This is a genomic window from Mesorhizobium sp. dw_380 (assembly GCF_018588885.1).
Lineage (GTDB): Bacteria > Pseudomonadota > Alphaproteobacteria > Rhizobiales > Rhizobiaceae > Mesorhizobium.
In genome coordinates this window covers 66,215-83,001 of the sequence record NZ_JAFFIW010000011.1, presented here as the reverse complement: position 1 = coordinate 83,001, position 16,787 = coordinate 66,215, and the positions used below count along the sequence as shown (strand labels likewise).

At 62.6% G+C, this 16,787-nt stretch carries 14 protein-coding genes; 5 read left to right on the top strand and 9 right to left on the bottom strand.

Annotated features, from left to right (window positions below):
• Positions 1–247: 247 nt before the first annotated feature.
• From JT360_RS13760 to JT360_RS13740, 5 genes are read left to right on the top strand one after another with little or no spacing between them, the layout of a single operon-like run.
• Positions 248–1,000, top strand: a complete 753-nt coding sequence (locus tag JT360_RS13760; RefSeq protein WP_214472157.1) for an ABC transporter ATP-binding protein — start codon at positions 248–250, stop codon at positions 998–1,000.
• The gene (locus JT360_RS13755; RefSeq protein WP_214472156.1) at positions 997–1,731 is read left to right on the top strand and encodes an ABC transporter ATP-binding protein; all 735 of its coding nucleotides are present in this window, start codon (positions 997–999) and stop codon (positions 1,729–1,731) included. The genes JT360_RS13760 and JT360_RS13755 overlap by 4 nt, the downstream gene beginning before the upstream one ends.
• A 1-nt stretch (position 1,732) precedes the next feature.
• Positions 1,733–2,638 (top strand): branched-chain amino acid ABC transporter permease, encoded by a 906-nt coding sequence (locus JT360_RS13750; RefSeq protein WP_214472155.1) that lies wholly within the window; start codon positions 1,733–1,735, stop codon positions 2,636–2,638.
• A 3-nt stretch (positions 2,639–2,641) separates the two neighbouring features.
• Entirely contained in the window at positions 2,642–3,730 is a 1,089-nt protein-coding gene (locus JT360_RS13745; RefSeq protein WP_214472154.1) for a branched-chain amino acid ABC transporter permease, read from the top strand.
• Between the two features lie 42 nt (positions 3,731–3,772).
• On the top strand, positions 3,773–4,969 hold the full coding sequence (locus tag JT360_RS13740) for an ABC transporter substrate-binding protein (protein ID WP_214472153.1): 1,197 nt from the start codon (positions 3,773–3,775) through the stop codon (positions 4,967–4,969).
• A 98-nt stretch (positions 4,970–5,067) separates the two neighbouring features.
• Here JT360_RS13740 and JT360_RS13735 read toward each other — a convergent pair whose 3' ends face one another.
• From JT360_RS13735 to JT360_RS13695, 9 genes are all read right to left on the bottom strand, one after another.
• A complete protein-coding gene (locus JT360_RS13735) occupies positions 5,068–5,484 on the bottom strand; it encodes a nuclear transport factor 2 family protein (protein WP_214472152.1) in 417 nt (138 codons plus the stop codon).
• On the bottom strand, positions 5,481–6,863 hold the full coding sequence (locus JT360_RS13730) for an aspartate aminotransferase family protein (RefSeq protein WP_214472151.1): 1,383 nt from the start codon (positions 6,861–6,863) through the stop codon (positions 5,481–5,483). The genes JT360_RS13735 and JT360_RS13730 overlap by 4 nt, the downstream gene beginning before the upstream one ends.
• Before the next feature lie 96 nt (positions 6,864–6,959).
• Entirely contained in the window at positions 6,960–7,691 is a 732-nt protein-coding gene (locus JT360_RS13725; RefSeq protein ID WP_214472150.1) for a LamB/YcsF family protein, read from the bottom strand.
• Between the two features lie 12 nt (positions 7,692–7,703).
• The gene (locus tag JT360_RS13720; RefSeq protein WP_214472149.1) at positions 7,704–10,052 is read right to left on the bottom strand and encodes a xanthine dehydrogenase family protein molybdopterin-binding subunit; all 2,349 of its coding nucleotides are present in this window, start codon (positions 10,050–10,052) and stop codon (positions 7,704–7,706) included.
• Positions 10,045–10,542 (bottom strand): (2Fe-2S)-binding protein, encoded by a 498-nt coding sequence (locus tag JT360_RS13715; protein WP_214472148.1) that lies wholly within the window; start codon positions 10,540–10,542, stop codon positions 10,045–10,047. The genes JT360_RS13720 and JT360_RS13715 overlap by 8 nt, the downstream gene beginning before the upstream one ends.
• Positions 10,533–11,390, bottom strand: coding sequence for an FAD binding domain-containing protein (locus JT360_RS13710; RefSeq protein WP_214472147.1), 858 nt, complete (start codon positions 11,388–11,390; stop codon positions 10,533–10,535). The genes JT360_RS13715 and JT360_RS13710 overlap by 10 nt, the downstream gene beginning before the upstream one ends.
• 156 nt (positions 11,391–11,546) lie before the next feature.
• Entirely contained in the window at positions 11,547–13,514 is a 1,968-nt protein-coding gene (locus JT360_RS13705; protein WP_214472146.1) for a hydantoinase B/oxoprolinase family protein, read from the bottom strand.
• Between the two features lie 3 nt (positions 13,515–13,517).
• On the bottom strand, positions 13,518–15,545 hold the full coding sequence (locus tag JT360_RS13700) for a hydantoinase/oxoprolinase family protein (RefSeq protein WP_214472145.1): 2,028 nt from the start codon (positions 15,543–15,545) through the stop codon (positions 13,518–13,520).
• A gap of 101 nt (positions 15,546–15,646) precedes the next feature.
• The gene (locus JT360_RS13695; protein WP_214472144.1) at positions 15,647–16,627 is read right to left on the bottom strand and encodes an AraC-like ligand-binding domain-containing protein; all 981 of its coding nucleotides are present in this window, start codon (positions 16,625–16,627) and stop codon (positions 15,647–15,649) included.
• Positions 16,628–16,787 lie beyond the last annotated feature (160 nt).

Below are 16,787 nucleotides of genomic sequence, written 5' to 3'. Positions count from 1 at the left end.
TCAGCCGGGAAAATGCCGGCGGAGGAGCCGAATGCGAGGAGATCGGTCGGCCAAAACCGACCGCGCGTGGCGGAAGACAAAATCCGATGCGCGAAACGACAAGACGACGCCGGGCAACGGCGTGAATTTGGCATCCGAGCAGTCCGCTAGAGACCGCCGGGACCGACAGGGGAAGACATTTGCAACGTGACTGGCCGCAAGGCCGGATGCTTCGCGCCTTTCCGTCGGAAAAAAGAAGGAAAGGGACATGAGTCATCTGAGCGCGGAGAACGTCTCGGTATCGTTTGCGGGGCTGAAGGCCCTGTCATCGGTAGACCTCCAAATTACGCCCGGCCGCATCGTTGGCCTCATCGGCCCGAATGGCGCCGGCAAGACCACGCTCGTCAACGTGCTGACCGGCTTCCAGGCACCGACGGAAGGCACCATCAAGCTCGACGGGGCGGCACTCACGGGTCTCAAGCCGCATCAGGTCCGGCGGCGCGGCATCGCCCGCACCTTCCAGGGTGGGCGGCTCTTCCGCGACCTGCCTGTGCTGGACAACCTGGAGGTAACCGGCGTTGGTCTGGGAATGAACCGGCGCGATGCTATCGCCGAAGCGGAAGCGATGCTCGACTGGATAGGCATCGGTGCGCTAGGCACCCGCATCGCCGGAACGTTGCCATATACGGACGAGCGCCGCGTCGCCATTGGCCGCGCCCTGATGGGACGGCCCGCCTACATCCTGCTCGACGAGCCCGCGGCTGGCATGAGCGCACTGGAGGCGCGGGAGCTTTCGGCCCTGATAAGACACATCGCCGCCGATCTCGGCTGCGGTGTCCTGCTCATCGAGCACAATGTCGGGCTGGTGCTCGGCCTTTGCGAGCATATCGTCGTGCTCGATTCCGGAGCGATCATCGAGGAAGGTCCGCCCCCCAATATCCGCGACAGCGAGAAGGTGCGCCACGCCTATATGGGCACGGCCGCGAACACCGACCTGCCTGTGCTGGAGGTGATGGAATGAGCCTGCTCGCCCTTTCCGATATCACCATCCGCTATAGCCGTCTCACGGCGGTGCGCGACGTCTCCTTCTCCATGGACGAAGGAGAAATCCTGTTCATCACCGGCCCGAACGGAGCTGGAAAGTCTTCGCTGCTGCGCGCGATCGCCGGTGTGACGCCGGTGGCGGGCGGTCGGATCGACCTTGCAGGTCATGAGATCACCGGCCACGCACCGGAGAACATCGCCCGGCTCGGATTCTCCATGGTGCCTGAGGGGCGTGACGTCTTCGGCTCGCTGACGACCGAAGAGAACCTTCTGGTCGGCACTGGCATGCACGCCCGCGAACGCGGCTGGCGCAGCCGAGCGGCCGGCGAACTCGAAGCCGTCTACGCAACCTTCCCGATGCTGAAAGAGAGGCGGCACGGGCAGGCGGGATTGCTGTCCGGCGGGCAGCAGCAAATGCTGGTCATCGGACGCGCGCTGATGACCAATCCGCGGCTTGTAGCCATCGACGAGCCTTCGCTGGGCCTCGCCCCCAACATCAACGACCAGGTCTACGAGCGGCTGATCGCGCTGCGTGCGCAGCGCCAACTCACGCTTCTGATCGTAGAGCAGAGCTCGGCCCGGGCGATGATGGTGGGCGGGCGCATGATCCTGATGCGAGGCGGGCAGATCGTGCTCGATGGCGACGCCCGGACGCTCGGCAACGGCGAGGCAATCCAGGCTGCCTACTTCGGTTACGAGGACCATTGAGATGCTCCAGATCCTGTTTGATGCACTCTCGCTTGGTTCGCTCTACGCGCTCGGGGCGCTTGGCATTGCCCTCATCTTCGGGGTCATGCGGCTTGTGAACTTCGCGCATGGCGACGTCATCGCCTTCTGCGTGTTCGCGCTGCTGTGGCCGTCGACGGATGCGATGGCGATCGTCTTCGCCGGCCAGTTGCCGTGGTATCTGTTGGTGCCCTTCGTGCTCCTCTGCGGGGCCGGGTTGTCGATGCTGTGCGAAATCGTCGTCTTCAGGCGGTTCCGCAAGGCAAATCCGGCGACGATGATGATTGCTTCTTTCGCGCTCGGTTTCGTCATTCGCTATTTTTTGCTGATGCTTTTCTCAAGCCGGCCGAAGTCGATCAATCTCCTTCCCGAACTTTCCCAACCCGTCGAAATCTTCGGCGCCCGGCTGCCGCTTCTCCAGCTCATCACCATCGTCGCGACGATGTTGATCCTGTTGGGTCTGACCGTCTTTCTGCGCCGGACCCGGTTCGGACTGGAAATGCGGGCGGCGGCGGAGAATTTCTCCATGGCGCGCATGCTCGGCGTTCGCGCCAACCGGGTCATCATGGGGGCTTTCGCGCTGTCCGGCGCGCTGGCAGGTGCCATTGCCTTGATCTTCGTGGCCCAGACCGGCACCGCCGATATCCAGATGGGGGCGGCAATCATGCTGATGGCGTTCATCGCAACGGTTATCGGCGGCCTTGGCAGTCTGGCTGGCGCTGTGCTGGCGGGGTTCCTGCTCGGTGGCGCGTCGGTGATCATGCAGGTCATGCTGCCCATCGACGCCCGGCCATTCCGCGATGCCTTTGTCTATGGAGCGGTCATCCTCGTCCTCCTCTTCCGTCCGCAAGGCCTGATTTCGGCCCGTGGCACAAAGGAAAGGGTCTGATTCATGTCCGCAGCGTCCCCGGCCATCGAGCCGAACCTGACCACCGGCACCATCGTCGCCAAACCCCCTCGGCCCTTCGTGTTGGCGCGCCGTACCATCATCACGCCGATCCTGCTGGCGCTGTTGATGATCGCCATCGCACTGCTGACGATGATGACCGGATCGAGACCATTCAATCAGGTGATCATTGACGTCTTCCTCCGGGTCATCCTCGTCGTCGGCCTTTATGTATTTATTGGCAATTCCGGCGTGCTGAGCTTCGGCCATATCGGCTTCACCTGCCTCGGCGCCTATGTGGCGGCGTGGCTGACGATCAATCCCATCATGAAGAAGATGGCCTTTTCCGGTCTTCCCGGCTGGCTGATAAAAACCCAAATGCCCTATTGGGAGGCGGCCATCATCGCCGCGATCTTTGCGGGGTTGGCGGCGCTGATCTTCGGGCGGATCCTGATGCGGCTGTCGGGCATCGCCGCCTCCATCGCGACCTTCGCCATGCTGGCGATGATCAACACGATCTACTCCAACTGGGAAACCGTCACCGGCGGGACATCGTCGGTCGTCGGGATCCCGATCGTCCGCTCGATCTGGCCCTATCTGATCGCCGCCATCATCTCGATCTTCATTGCCTGGGCACATGCAATATCGCGTTCGGGTCTGGCACTGCGTGCCGCCCGCGACGAACCGACGGCAGCAGCAGCCTCCGGCGTCGATATTCCCAGGGAACGGCTTGTCGCCTTCGTGATCTCCGGTGCCATAATGGGTCTCGGCGGCGCCTTGATGGCCCACTCAATCGGGGTTGTAACGCCGGACACTTTCTATCTCGGTCTCACCTTCATCACCATCGCCATGCTTGTCGTTGGCGGCATGGGTAGCCTTTCGGGCGGCGTGATCGGTGTCGTGTTCCTCTCGGCGCTCATCCAGACCCTGCGCTGGCTGGAAGCCGGGGTTTCCATTGGCGACGTCGCCTTCGCCATACCGAAAGGCCTTCAGGAGATCGCCCTGGGTATCATCATGATCATCATTCTGGCGCTTCGTCCGGCAGGCGTTTTCGGCAATCGCGAGATCTCTTTAACCCGCAATCGCGGTGACTGACCGGCGGATTGTAAGCCGCCGTAACCTTGAAAGGAGAAGTCTATGATAAACAAACTAAAAATAGCGACAGCAACGATGCTCTTCACCGCAACGGCTGCCTTTCCAGCCTCGGCGGACGACAGCAAGATCGTGGTCGGTTTCGCCACGGCGGAATCGGGCTTCATGGAGGCTTACGACAAGCCTGCCACCGATGCCGCGCTGATCCGCATCGACGAAATAAACGCCGCCGGCGGTCTTCTGGGGAAGAAGATTGAAGTCGTGAAAGCCGACACCAAGTCCGACCGTGCGGAAGGCGCCAAGGCCGGTCTTTCCGTTCTCGACCAGGGCGCAGACCTCGTCGTCGTCTCCTGCGACTACGACTTCGGCTCGCCAGCGGCACTCGCCGCCGAGGCGGCTGGCAAGGTTTCCTTCTTCCTCTGTGCTGAATCCGTAAAGGCGGGCATCCAGGGCGTAGGCCCGCACAGCTTCTCCGCGTCGGTGCTGGCGGCCGTGCAGGGAGCGACGATGGCCGAATGGGCATACAACAAGAAGGAGACCAAGACCTTCTATCGCCTGCTCGACACCTGGACGGAATACAACAAGGGCATCTGCGATGGCTTCGACTGGATGATGCCGAAGCTGGAGACCAAGGGCGCCAAACTTGTGGGTCAAGATACCTTCAAGAACGACGACCCCTCAATCGCTGCCCAGATCAGCCGTATCAAGGCCCTGCCAAAAGAACCCGATGCGATCATGCTTTGCACCATGATGCCGGGCTCTGTTTCGGCAGTGAAACAAATCCGCGCCGCAGGCATCAATTCGATGATTCTCAACGGCTCCGGCGTGGACGGCAGCTACTGGCTTTCGGCTGTGCCTGACCTTTCCAATTTCTACGTTCCGGTTCAGGGTTCCATCTACGGCGACGACCCGAATCCGGAAGTCAACAAGTTCAACGCGGCCTACAAGGCCAAGACCGGCGCCGACCCGTCTTCCATGTATGTCTATCCAGGCTATGTCATGATCGACGTCTGGGCAAAGGCCGTTGAACGCGCCAAGAGCATCGATGCCGATGCCGTTGTCGCGGAACTCGAAAAAATGAAGAACGAACCGACCCTCTTCGGTCCCCGCACCTTCACCTCCGAATTGCACCACCAGAACCAGACCAAATACCTGATCGCCGACACGGAGAAAGGCAAGCCATCGATCATCGACAGCTGGACGATCTCCGAACCGATCCCGCTTGACGCACTCTTGAAGTAGTCGTTGCGGCCGGTCGGTCCGGCCGTTCTTTCCATCCCGCAACGCAAAACCCGGCCCGCATGATGCGGGCCGGGTTCAATTTATCGGCCTATGACCTTTTACGTCCGGGCCTTGCGATAGGAATCCTTGAGCGCAATCCGCGCGCCTGAAAAAACGAAGATGTCACAGCCGTCGACCTCTATCTTGTCTCCCGCCGCCATTGTTCCCGTGAAACGCCAGGAAGACAGTCCGGTATCTCCGCTGACCACATGGCTGCCATTTGACCAGGCAGCGTCCGGAAAGGCTGAAAAGATAGCAGCATAGGCAGCCCGCACGGCTTCCCGCCCAATGTGACGGCGACCGCTCGGTTCGGGTCCAGCCGAGCCATGGAAGGCGCAATCCTGCGCCATGCAGGCCATCAGGCCGTCGAGGTCGTGGGCGTTCCACGCCGCCATAAACCGGCCAAGAAGCGCGGATCTCTGTACCGGAAGATCGCCTCCGGTCATGCCGGTCTGGTCCGCAGGTCCGCCGATCATTCCAACCCCTCCTTCGCAACGGCTCCGGTTAGCCGGTCCAGCGATCTCGACATGCGGGTCATGATTTCCGCGATGTCCTCTGCCGTCACGATCATCGGCGGGCAAAGCGCCAGCTGGTCGCCGATGCTGCGGAAGATGAGACCTTCTTCGTGACCGATGGCCGACGCTATCGCGCCCGCGCGGCCTACTTTTGCAAAAGGCCGCTTGGTCGCCTTGTCAGCAACCAGCTCGACTGCCCCGATCAGGCCGGTGCCGCGGGCCTCCCCGACAAGGGGATGATCGGCAAACGAGCGAATGCCCGCCTGGAAGGCCGCTTCCATCCGGGCCGCATTGCCCATCAAATCGCGTTCCTCGATGATGGCGAGATTCTCCAGCGCAACAGCTGTCGCGACGGGATGGCCCGATGCCGTGAAGCCGTGGCCGAAATTGCCGATCGTGGCGGTGTTGTCTGCAATCGCCTGATAGATCGCATCGGAGAAAATGACGGCGGCAAGCGGCATATAAGACGACGTGATTTGCTTGGAGACCGTCATGATATCAGGCGTGAAGCCGTATTTCTGAGCGCCGAAGGGCGTTCCGAGACGGCCAAAACCGCAGATCACCTCATCCGCTATCAGGATGATATCATTTGCCCGGCAGATTTTCTCCACGCCCTCCCAGTACCCGACCGGCGGCGGCAGAACGCCGCCAGCCGCCATAAGCGGCTCTCCTATGAAGGCCGCGATCGTATCAGCCCCTTCTTCCGCGATCACGGCTTCCAGCTCGGCGAGCAGACGCGCCGTGAAGGCCGCTTCGTCTTCGCCTTCGATGCCGAAACGATAGAAGTGCGGGCAGGTCAGGTGGCGAACGGGAATCGCCGGCAGATCGAAGTCGCGATGGTTGATCGGCAGGCCCGTCAGGCTGCCGGAGGCGACGGTGATGCCGTGATAGCCCTTGGTCCGCGCCAGGAATTTTTTCTTCTTGGGCCGGCCCAGCGCGTTGTTCATGAACCACACCATCTTGACGATGGTGTCGTTGGCTTCCGAGCCCGACGATGTGAAGAAGACACGCGTCAGGTTTTCCGGCGTCATCTCCACGAGTTTCTCCGCGAGCCGGATGGATGGCTCATGCGCCTTGGAGGAGAAGGTGTGGTAGTAGGGCAGCTTCAGCATCTGCTGATAGGCAGCGTCGGCCAACCGCTTCTCCGAAAAGCCGACGCCCACCGACCACAGCCCGGCGAGCCCTTCGATATATTCCTTGCCGCGCTCGTCATACACACGAATGCCGTCGCCGCGGCTGATGATCAGCGGACCGGTTTGTTCGTGCTGACGCAGGTTGGTGTAGGGGTGCATGGTGGTGGCGATGTCGGCGGCGGCGAGAGAGTTGGAAAGCGCGTCCATGGAAGTCCTCAGCGGCTTGTGGAAATGGTTCGGGTTGTGAGTTCGAGATAGTTCCTCGATCCCATGCGCGGAGCCTTCGCGAAACGGAAAAATGTATCATGGGAGGCTTTTGGAATGCGTGTCGATGATCCGCCGCATCAGCGCCGCGACGTCGCGCGCATTCGGCGGATCGGAATGGATGCAGACGGTGTCGAAGTCGACTGGGCGGACCGTGCCATCTACCGTGACGAGTTCGCGCCGGGTAAGCGCCCCCACCATGCGGTGCTCGGCAAGCGTCAGGTCGATGGCCGACTGGACGCGCGGAATGATCAGGCTGCCGCCGGGAGCATAGGTAAGATCGGGAAAGAACTCGCCCACGAAGGCGACGCCGAGTTCCGCCGCCGCCGCCTCGTGACAGGTTCCCGCCATGCCGAAGAGCGGGACACCGAACGGTTTGACCGCAGCGGCGATTGCCCGGGCAGTGTCCAAGTCTCGCGCGGCCATGCCGTAAATGATGCCATGCGGCTTGACATGGCTGAGCCGCCCGCCCTCAGCGGCCAGCATCCCTGTCAGAGCACTGATCTGATAGAGGAAGGCGGCAGTCAGTTCCTCCGGCTGAAGTTTCATTTCCCGTCGACCGAACCCCTCGCGATCGGGAAGGGAAGGATGCGCACCGACCTGCTTGCCATGCGAGAGCGCTAGCCGCACGGTCTTCAGCATCGTCCACGGATCGGAGGCGTGGAAGCCGCAGGCGATGTTGGCGCAATCGATATGAGGCATGATGCCGGCATCGTCGCCGAAGCGCCAGTTGCCGTAACTTTCCCCCATGTCGCAGTTCAGCGTAACCATGGTTTGCTTGCCTCAGCCCAGAGTGTTCGATGCCCAACCGGGGGCGATGTGCGGGAATTCCGGCGGTGGTTCGCGTTCGTGCAGCAGTCGAAGCACGCGCGGCGGCGTCAGTGGCAGCTGCCGCACCGGCTTGCCGATGGCGCGTGCCACCGCGCAACCGATCGCCGCGCCCACGGCCAGGATGGGCACCTCGCCCGCACCCTTGGTGCCCAGAGGCCCCATCGACGGTGCGCCCTCGTAGAGGTCGGCGGCGACCGGAACCACGTCCTGCGCCAGCGGCAGGCGATAGGTCTCGAAATCGTCCTGCGCGATGTGTCCGTCGGCGGTAAGCGTCACCTCCTCATGCAACGCATAGCCCAGCCCCTGCACCACACCGCCCTGTATCTGGCCCAAGATGGCGCGCGGGTTGAGCGCGCGGCCGACATCCTGCACCACGCGATAAGCCAGCACCTCGACATGACCGGTGTCCGGATCGACCGCCACCTCGGCCTCGTGAACGACGAAGACGGGAATGTCGAGCGCATCGATGAAATGCCCCATGGCGCAGCCCGCCATGGCCGGGGCGTTCCTGGCGGCAAAGGCTCCGCTTCCGGTGATCGGGCCGGTGGTTGCCTGCGCATGGGCGACGACAGCCGGGATCGACATGCCGGAGCCGGGACGTCCCGTGATCTCGACACGACCGTCGCGCAGCACCAAGTCTTGCGGTCGGGTCTGGAGCATCTCGCCGGCGGTCCGCAGCAGCTTCTCCCGCACCTCCGCGCAGGCGGCCACGCTTGCCGCGCCGATGGATACGGTGGTGCGCCCGCCGCCAACACCGACATCGAGACCGGCGGCATCTGTATCGGCTTCTCTCACGATTACCTGGTCGGGGGCGAGGCCGAGCTGCCCAGCCACGATCTGCGGCAAGGATTGTACCATCGTGCCCGATCCGATCTCCACACCCGACGTGACCAGCGTTGCGCTACCGTCGGCGTTCAAATTCACCGTCGCCGCCGAGGGTCCGACGAAAACGAACCATGTGCCGACCGTGGTCGCAATTCCATAGAGCCTGCCGTCGGCCTTCGCTTCTGATGTGCCGGTACTGGCACGCAACGCCTCCATCCGATCGAGCATCGGACCCAGCACGTCGGCCTCGAAAACCTGGCCCGTGGCACCGAGATCGCCATCTCCAAGGACATTTTTCTTCCGGAACTCCATTGGGTCGAAGCCCAGCGCATCGCAGATTTCGTCGGTGTGTCGCTCCAACGCGAATGTGTTGTAGACGCCGTTGCAAGCTCGGAAGGCGCCGTTGGGTGGTGTGTTGGTGTATACGGCCCGGCTGACGAGCCGCATTGCACCGACCTTGTAATTGCCGCCCAGCGTGTGCGCCGTCATCGTCGTCAGGAAGACCTGCTCGCCCCCATACGCACCGCAGTCCATCAGCACGACCGCTTCGCGCCCGGCGATGTATCCTTCGGCGGTGACAGCGGACCGAATGCGGATTTCCGCATTCTCGCGGCAGAGGCAGGTTGCCATTTCTTCCTGCCGGGTGTTTTCCAGGACCACCGTGCGCCCGGTCATCCGCGCCAGAAGTGCCGTGATAGGCTCGATGGACGCATCGAATTTCAGGCCGAACCCGCCACCTACAGGGGGTACAGTGACCCGCACATGCCCGGGCGCAAGCTGCATAACCCTTCCGGTGACGTTGCGCACCGTCCAAGGCACCTGCGTCGAGGTCTGGATGTGAGCACGGCCGTCCTCCCAGGAGCCGATGGCAACGCGCGGTTCGAAGGGCACGTGGCTCTGCCGGCCGACAGTGAAGCTGCTCTCGACAATGCGTATGTCGGGACGGGCGAAGGCAGCGTCGACGTCGCCGCGACTGGATCTTGCCTCCCATGCGATGTTGCCGGCACGTGCACCGCCTTCCGTGATCACCTCATAGCCGCGCCAGCCCTCGTGGACGAGACGGGCGGCAGGCTGGAGCGCTTCGGCCATGGTGAACACCGGTGCCAGCGGCTCGACCTCGAGCATGATGGCGGCAAGTGCTGCCCGCGCCTGCTTCTCCGTCTCGGCAGCGATGACGGCGATTGGCTCGCCGTGATAGCGGATCGTTTCGATGGCCAGGAGCGGATGGTCGGCAATGCCGATGCCGTAGAGCCCCGGCGCATCGGCGCCGGTCGCTACCGCGCGCACGCCCGGACAGCGAAGTGCCGCCGAAACGTCGAGCTTGCGGATACGTCCCGCGGGAACGGTCGACCGCAGCAGCACGGCATGCAACATGTCGGGGCGAATCCGGTCGTTGGTGTATTTCGTCCGCCCGCGCAGTTTGTCCTGCGCATCGCGGCGGGCAAGATTCATCACCGTGGCGGACAGCTCAGACATCGATGCCTCCCGCCAGCCGGCCGGCCTTCCGCGCTTGGTCGAGACAGTCGGCCACGGCGTCGACGATCCGCTCATATCCGGTGCAGCGGCAGATGTTGCCGACCATCGCGGCCTTGATTTCGGGACGGCTCGCATGCGGATTGTCACGCATGAACGCCGAAAGGCTCATGACCATTCCAGGAAAGCACATGCCGCATTGCACGGCATCGATCGCCTCGAAACTGGCCTGGAGCGGGTGCAGCGCCTGGTTTCCGGAACTCAATCCCTCGATGGTCGTGACCGCGCATCCCTGGACGAGGCCAATGGGCTTCAGGCAGGACGGCACCGCTTCGTCGTCGACATGCACCGTGCAGGCGCCGCAGAAGCCTTCGCGGCACACGGCTTTGGTCCCCGTCAGGAATCGTTCCCGCCGCAGGATGTCGACGAGCGGCGTCATCGGATCGCCATGAAAGCTGCAGTCTTCGCCATTCAACTGGAATGTCACAACCATGCCAGGCCCCCGGTCTTAAGAAGTGCAGCAATACCGCGCTTGACCAGCGACGGAAGAACCTGGCGCCGGTACCAACCCTCCGCTTCCTTGCCGTCGCGCCCCTGAAAATCATTGTGCTCCAGTGCAAGCTCGGCGGCCCGTTCCGGATCGAGCGCGGAGGCCGGGCTCGCCCTCATGGCCTGTTCGAGCGCCGTCCAGCGCCGCGCTACCGGCTCCACCGAGCCGACGGCGATGCGACATCGTTTGTCCTTGTCCACCCCGATGGAAACGATGGCGACCGGATAGTCCCCGGCTTTCCGAAGCGGCAGACGGATATGAGCACTTGCGACAAGGTCGCGGCCCAGATGAATTCTCGTCACAATCGCTTCGGCCAGCAGCGTATGCCTGTCCTTGAGGAAATCCGAAATACCGAGGAGTTTTGCGCCTTCGAACGTCTCCAGTTCCACTGTCGCCTCACAGACGAGAAGCGCAGGGGCGAGATCGGCGGCGGCAAAGTCGAGGACACAAAGGTTGCCGCCCACGGTGGCGACCCTTCGGATGCCGGGATTGGCCGCATTCTCCGCCGCCCCAACCAGACCTTCGAAGCCCACTGCCGCGTGCAACGCGCGGCCAAGGACTGCATGGGTAACGGCTGCGCCGATCACGACATGGTCCGGTTCGATTTCGACCTTGGACAAGGCCGGTATTCGGTGGAGTGCGACCACCGCTTCAGGAAGTTCGCCCCCGCGCCGCGGATCGCGCATCATCCAGGTGCCGCCAGCAAGCACCGCCGCGCCTTGCCGGCGTGCGGCCAATGCCTCTTCAATGGTGCTGGCCGCGGTGAACGAGCGTTCCACGCCTGGTGCCATCTGTCATACCCCTCGGAAGCAGCCAACTTTCGCGGCGCTGCAACATTGTTGCTCCAGCTTCAGGCTCCTGTGAAATAGTAATTCTTTGAAAATGGTATCGAAAAAACAGATAACTCCATGCGAGCGCCTGCAAGGTTGCGGCGCGCTCGTTAGCGCTCAGACCCAGTGGGCAACGGTCCGTTTCTCAAAGCTCTCACGGAACTGGGCGGTCGTTATGGGAAGCAATTCGCCAGTCTCCCAGTCGAGGATCGAGGCATAGTGCCGAACCGCATCGAGCGGATCGATCTCGCCGGAGCGGTATTTGCGCGCGACCTCCTCGGGATCCATGCGTGCCCAGCCCTTCCGCTTCGCCCGGATGTCGGCACGGCAGGCTTCGGTTGCCGTCTCGTCGATTTCGTACTGGCACAGGTCGCGATCGATTTCGTGGATCACCACGCCGTAGTCAGTCTTGGCGCGCTCCAGAGAAACGTAGTCGTCAATGACGTCCTCCATCACCTTGCGGGGCTCGCGCTCCAGTGGATCGCCGAAACCGCCGCCGCCGGCCGTCGGACGAGCGAACTGGTCGCCTGTGTGGACGGAGTAATCGGAGAACACGGAGCCGAGCCAGATCTCTGTCTCTTCTCCGGCGCGCTTCATGGTCAAGCCGTGCGGCATCGACGGCAGGCCTCCTTCGACACCCCAGACGACAGCGCGCTCGCGGTCGCAAATATAGGACATGACGGCATTTTCGGCCTCAAGCAACAACGAGGTCTTCTGCACGCCGACGCCGCCGCGCCATTTGCCGGGACCGGCTGAATCCTGCTTGATCTGGAACTCGATCGTCCGAGTGGGATTCACCCGCTCATTGCCTTCGTTCGGCTGCGACATCAGCCCCGTTCCGAAGCAGGCAGTCGTGACATCGGCGCCATCCTTGCCGTTGCGCCCGCCCCAGCCGCCGGGCAACCATTCGTAGAACATGAAGATCGGCTTTTCGGGTTTGCGCGCGTCCCGTCCCCCGGCCAGCAGATATTCGAGGTTGAAGGCGCAGGCGATAGCGCGTTCGGGCATGATCTTCGACCACATCTCGAAGATCGCGTTCATGATCTTTTCGAACGGCATCAGGAACCCGGTCACGGCCACCGGCCATTCCGCGCTGACGACGCTGTTCTTCGGCGCGGTCACCTCGATCATCCGGTAAAACCCGCTGTTGAGCGGAAGGTCCGGGAAGAAGGTCTTCATGCCGGCGACCACGGCCGAGAAGGTCGCGCCCGGGGCGGAATTGTACATCGAGGCAATGGTCGAATGGCTTCCCGTAAAATCGTAATGGATCGTGTCGCCCTTGATCGTCATTTTAATGCGGATCGGGATCATGCCCTCGCCGGCACCAAGATCGCGATCGATGTAGTCGACCGTCTCCCACGGGCCGTCGGGCAGCTCCGCGAGACGCTTTCGCACGGCGCGCTCGACGTAGTCCTGAACCTCCTCCATACCGCGCATGACCTGGCCACGCCCGTACTTCCTGACCAGTCGCAACAGTTCGCGCTCGGCCGCCTGCGTCGCCTGCGCCTGGGAATGGATGTCGCCAATGATCGATGCCGGATCGCGCGTGTTGGCCGCGATCATATTGGCGACGTCGGAGCAGAAACGGCCGCGCTGGAAAAGCCGCAGCGGCGTGATCCGCAGCCCTTCTCGGAACATGTCGCGGGCGGTGACGTCGAAGGAACCCGGCACGGAGCCGCCGAGATCCGACCAGTGGCCGTTCGACTGGGAGAAGCCGATCAGTTTGTCTTCGTCGAAGATCGGCCGGACGAGCCGAACATCGCTGAAATGCGTGCCGCCGGCATAGGGATCGTTGATCGCGTAGACGTCGCCGGGTGCCATATCGCCTTCGAAGACCCGGATCACCTCCTTGCACGTGTTGTGCAGTGTGCCGACGTGGACCGCGATGTCGTAGTTGCCCTGGGCGACGGAGTTGCCATCCGCGTCGTGGAGGGCATTTGAAAAGTCTCGGTTGTAGATGACGAAGGAATAGCAGGTGCGCAGCATCTGTTCGGCCATCTGGTCGACGGTGGTGATGAAGGAGTTCTTCAGCACCTCGAACGTTACCGGATCGAGGCCAGGGCTCGTTTCAATCAGCTTTGTCATGGCTCAGCCTTTCGTCACGATGAGGATGTTCAGGAAGCCATCGACGGTCGCGCTCATTCCCGGCGGGACCACGGTGGTGGAATCGAACTGTTCGACAATGGCAGGCCCTGTGAAAGCAGCGCCGGCGCTCAGTTGGTCACGTTCATACACGGCTGCATCGTGAGATACGCCGTCGAACCAGACGCCGCGGCGGCCGAGGGGCTCGGGCACATGAGGCAAGACTTCGTGCCGCGGTATGTCGGCTTTCGGGACGATGCCGATCGCCTTGACCGCGATGCGGAAGATCGACACCGGTGCCTCTTCGCGGCGGTAGTTGAACTCGCGTTCATGCTCGTTGTGGAATGCCTCGATCAGCGAGCAGACGCTCTCGATCCGCGCCGGCGCTGACACCGCAAGCGAGCGCCACTGGCCCTGGTACATCATCTCGACCGTACGCTGCAGCGCCATGTCTTCCTGCGCCACACCCTCATGGGTTAGACGCTCAACGGCCTGTTCTTCCATCCGAACAAAGGCCGTCTGCATCTCGGCTGGTGAAACCGTCGAGGCATCCGCCATGAAGCTCTCGGAGAAATCGTGCTGCACGTCGACGAGAAGGCAACCGAGCGCGGAGGTGACGCCGGGATTGGGCGGCACGATCACGGTTGGAATCGAAAGCTCCTTGGCCACGGCCGCTCCGTGCAAAGCGCCTGCACCGCCGAATGCAACGAGTGCAAAGTCGCGCGGGTCATAGCCTCGGCTGATCGAGAGAAGTCGGACGGCATTGCCCATATTGGCGTTGGCGACTGCGATGATCGCCTCGGCCGCCTGGTGGAGTTCCATGCCGAAGGGCGCCGCCACCGTCTCCTGCACCGCCTGGGTGGCCAAGACAGGGTCGAGCGTGATCTTACCGCCCGCGAGGCTGGTGCCGAGGCGGCCGAGCACGACATTGGCATCGGTATTGGTGGCGATGCGGTTGCCGTTCTTGTAGCAGGCCGGGCCTGGAAAGGCGCCGGCGGATTGCGGTCCGTTGCGCAAGCTGCCGCCCTCGTCCCGCCATGCCAATGACCCGCCGCCTGCGCCGATGGTCAGCACCTCGATGGAGGGGAAGCGGATCGGATATCCGAATTCGATGTACCAGTCTTTTGTGATGCGCGACTCCCCGTTCCATGCGAGCGAGACGTCGGTGCTGGTGCCGCCCATGTCGAAGCCGATAGAGTTCGGGAAGCCACAGAGATTTCCGATGAAGCGGCTTGCGATCGCGCCGGCGGCGATGCCCGATCCCGCGAGTCGGGCCGAGAAATCCTTGACGCTCGCGGGTGTCATGACCCCGCCACCGCTGTGCAGCAACAGGAGATCTCGCCTATATCCGGCTGCGGCAAGCTTTTCTCCAAGACGCGACACATAGTCGACGACGACCGGGGCGCAGACGGCGTTCGCCATGGTGGTGGAGAAACGCTCGTGCTCGAAGATTTCCGGCATCACCTCCGAGGAGATCGAGACCGGCAGATCCGGCATGGCCTCCTTCAGGATCTCACGCATGCGGCGCTCATTGGCGCCGTTGACATAGGAGTTCATGAAGCAGACGGCGATGGACCTGACCTGCCGTCTCTTGAGAACGTCCGCGACGCGGCGCGCAGCCTCTTCATCCAGCGCTTCCAGGATCGTGCCCTCGGCACTGACCCGTTCCCGGACTGTCAGCCGGTCACGGCGCGGGATATAGGGCTTGGCGACATCCTTGTAGGTGTCCCAGAGATCTTCCTTGTTGGCGCGGCGGATCTCGACAACGTCACGGAAACCCTCCGTGCAGACCATTGCGGTGCGCGGCAGGCGGCGGGTGATCAGCGCATTTGTGGCGACCGTCGTGCCGTGAGAGAACATCGTCACCTCCGAAAGATCGATGCGGCCCTGCTCCACGCCATTCATAATGGCCTGCATGGGATCGTCAGGCGTGGAGGCGGTCTTTTCGATACGGATCGCACCGCTGTCTTCGTCCATGATGCAGATGTCGGTGAAGGTCCCTCCTACATCGACGGCAACTCTAATTCGGCTCATGACAATTCCTTCGCAGGGTCTTTGCGGGCAAAGCCCGGCTTTCGCCGCTTGCCGGGGCGACGTCTCGATAGATGGTGGAATTGGCCCGGATTTCGTCGGGTCTAGTGCCGCTCTCTCGAGGTCGAGGCGCGGCCTGCCCGGTTCGCTGCTTCGCGACGGGTATCCGTCGGTGCGCAGCCGAACCGCGTCCGGTAGTGCTTGCAGAACTGAGACTGGTCGGCGAAGCCCCAGCGGTAAGCGATCTCGGCAACGCTGCTGATGTTCGTCACCGACATCAGCTCCTCGGCGCAAAGTTCAAGCCGGGCGTCGCGGATGAAGCCGTTGATCGACTGGTTGCTGTCCTGAAAAAGGACCTGCAGGTAACGCAGGGAAATGCCGCAGGCATCAGCCACCGCCTGCGGGCCGAGGCCGGAATTCTTCAGGTTGTCGCGAATATACTGCTCGGCACGGTGCAAATGGCCGGCCCGGATCGACGAGATGCTGCTGTCCAGCACGCGATCGTCGCTCACGATCGACAGGCACAGCATTTCCAGGATGTGCCTGCCCATCATCTCACGAGCGACTTCAGTGATCTCATCGACATGGCCGATCGTGGTTCGCACCGTGTCGAGGAAGAGCGCGGCGACGCCTTGGGTCGCGTCGAAACTGAGTGCACTGAGCCGTTCGGCGGATCCGATCCGCGCCCGAACGCTCGATGACGGCACCTTCAGGACCCAAAGCGCGTTTGGCTTGCCGTGCCAGAATTCGTAAGGCGCATCTCCCCTCTCAACGAGGAAGCCGCCCGGACCGCAATTGACGGTCCTCGACCCTTGCGAGAAATTCACCTCCGACATCTCCGGGATGGTGATGAGCAGGCTGGCGTCACGCTCGTTGAGGAAGTGGCGGCGATGGCGGCGATAGCTTACGGCATCGCAGCGCATTTTAGACACGCTGACGAGCCCCAGAGAGAAGGTTTCCAGCGTGCCTGAAAATTCGCGACGGTTCCGATATTCGGTATCGAGCGGAAAATAGGCTTCGGTAACAGCGGCTTGCCAGGCATCACCGCCTGCGGGACCGCCGATCGTATCGACGACGTATTTCATTCCCCGACCTTTCTGGTTGGCCCGGTTGTCCCGGTGTTTTTCCGAAGATTACAGGAATCTGCCGGCGCGTATTGGTCAAAAACGAATAAACTTATGTGGCCGTTGGCAGCTGGCTCGCAGGCCGGGACGCGGGACCGACTGTACCCGTCCGCGGCGGTCC

Excerpts from the sequence above, each read along its gene's own strand:
- JT360_RS13760 (WP_214472157.1), top strand. The coding sequence starts at position 248 with ATGAGTCATCTGAGCGCGGAGAACGTCTCGGTATCGTTTGCGGGGCTG.
- JT360_RS13755 (WP_214472156.1), top strand. The coding sequence starts at position 997 with ATGAGCCTGCTCGCCCTTTCCGATATCACCATCCGCTATAGCCGTCTC.
- JT360_RS13750 (WP_214472155.1), top strand. The coding sequence starts at position 1,733 with ATGCTCCAGATCCTGTTTGATGCACTCTCGCTTGGTTCGCTCTACGCG.
- JT360_RS13745 (WP_214472154.1), top strand. The coding sequence starts at position 2,642 with ATGTCCGCAGCGTCCCCGGCCATCGAGCCGAACCTGACCACCGGCACC.
- JT360_RS13740 (WP_214472153.1), top strand. The coding sequence starts at position 3,773 with ATGATAAACAAACTAAAAATAGCGACAGCAACGATGCTCTTCACCGCA.
- JT360_RS13735 (WP_214472152.1), bottom strand. The coding sequence starts at position 5,484 with ATGATCGGCGGACCTGCGGACCAGACCGGCATGACCGGAGGCGATCTT.
- JT360_RS13730 (WP_214472151.1), bottom strand. The coding sequence starts at position 6,863 with ATGGACGCGCTTTCCAACTCTCTCGCCGCCGCCGACATCGCCACCACC.
- JT360_RS13725 (WP_214472150.1), bottom strand. The coding sequence starts at position 7,691 with ATGGTTACGCTGAACTGCGACATGGGGGAAAGTTACGGCAACTGGCGC.
- JT360_RS13720 (WP_214472149.1), bottom strand. The coding sequence starts at position 10,052 with ATGTCTGAGCTGTCCGCCACGGTGATGAATCTTGCCCGCCGCGATGCG.
- JT360_RS13715 (WP_214472148.1), bottom strand. The coding sequence starts at position 10,542 with ATGGTTGTGACATTCCAGTTGAATGGCGAAGACTGCAGCTTTCATGGC.
- JT360_RS13710 (WP_214472147.1), bottom strand. The coding sequence starts at position 11,390 with ATGGCACCAGGCGTGGAACGCTCGTTCACCGCGGCCAGCACCATTGAA.
- JT360_RS13705 (WP_214472146.1), bottom strand. The coding sequence starts at position 13,514 with ATGACAAAGCTGATTGAAACGAGCCCTGGCCTCGATCCGGTAACGTTC.
- JT360_RS13700 (WP_214472145.1), bottom strand. The coding sequence starts at position 15,545 with ATGAGCCGAATTAGAGTTGCCGTCGATGTAGGAGGGACCTTCACCGAC.
- JT360_RS13695 (WP_214472144.1), bottom strand. The coding sequence starts at position 16,627 with ATGAAATACGTCGTCGATACGATCGGCGGTCCCGCAGGCGGTGATGCC.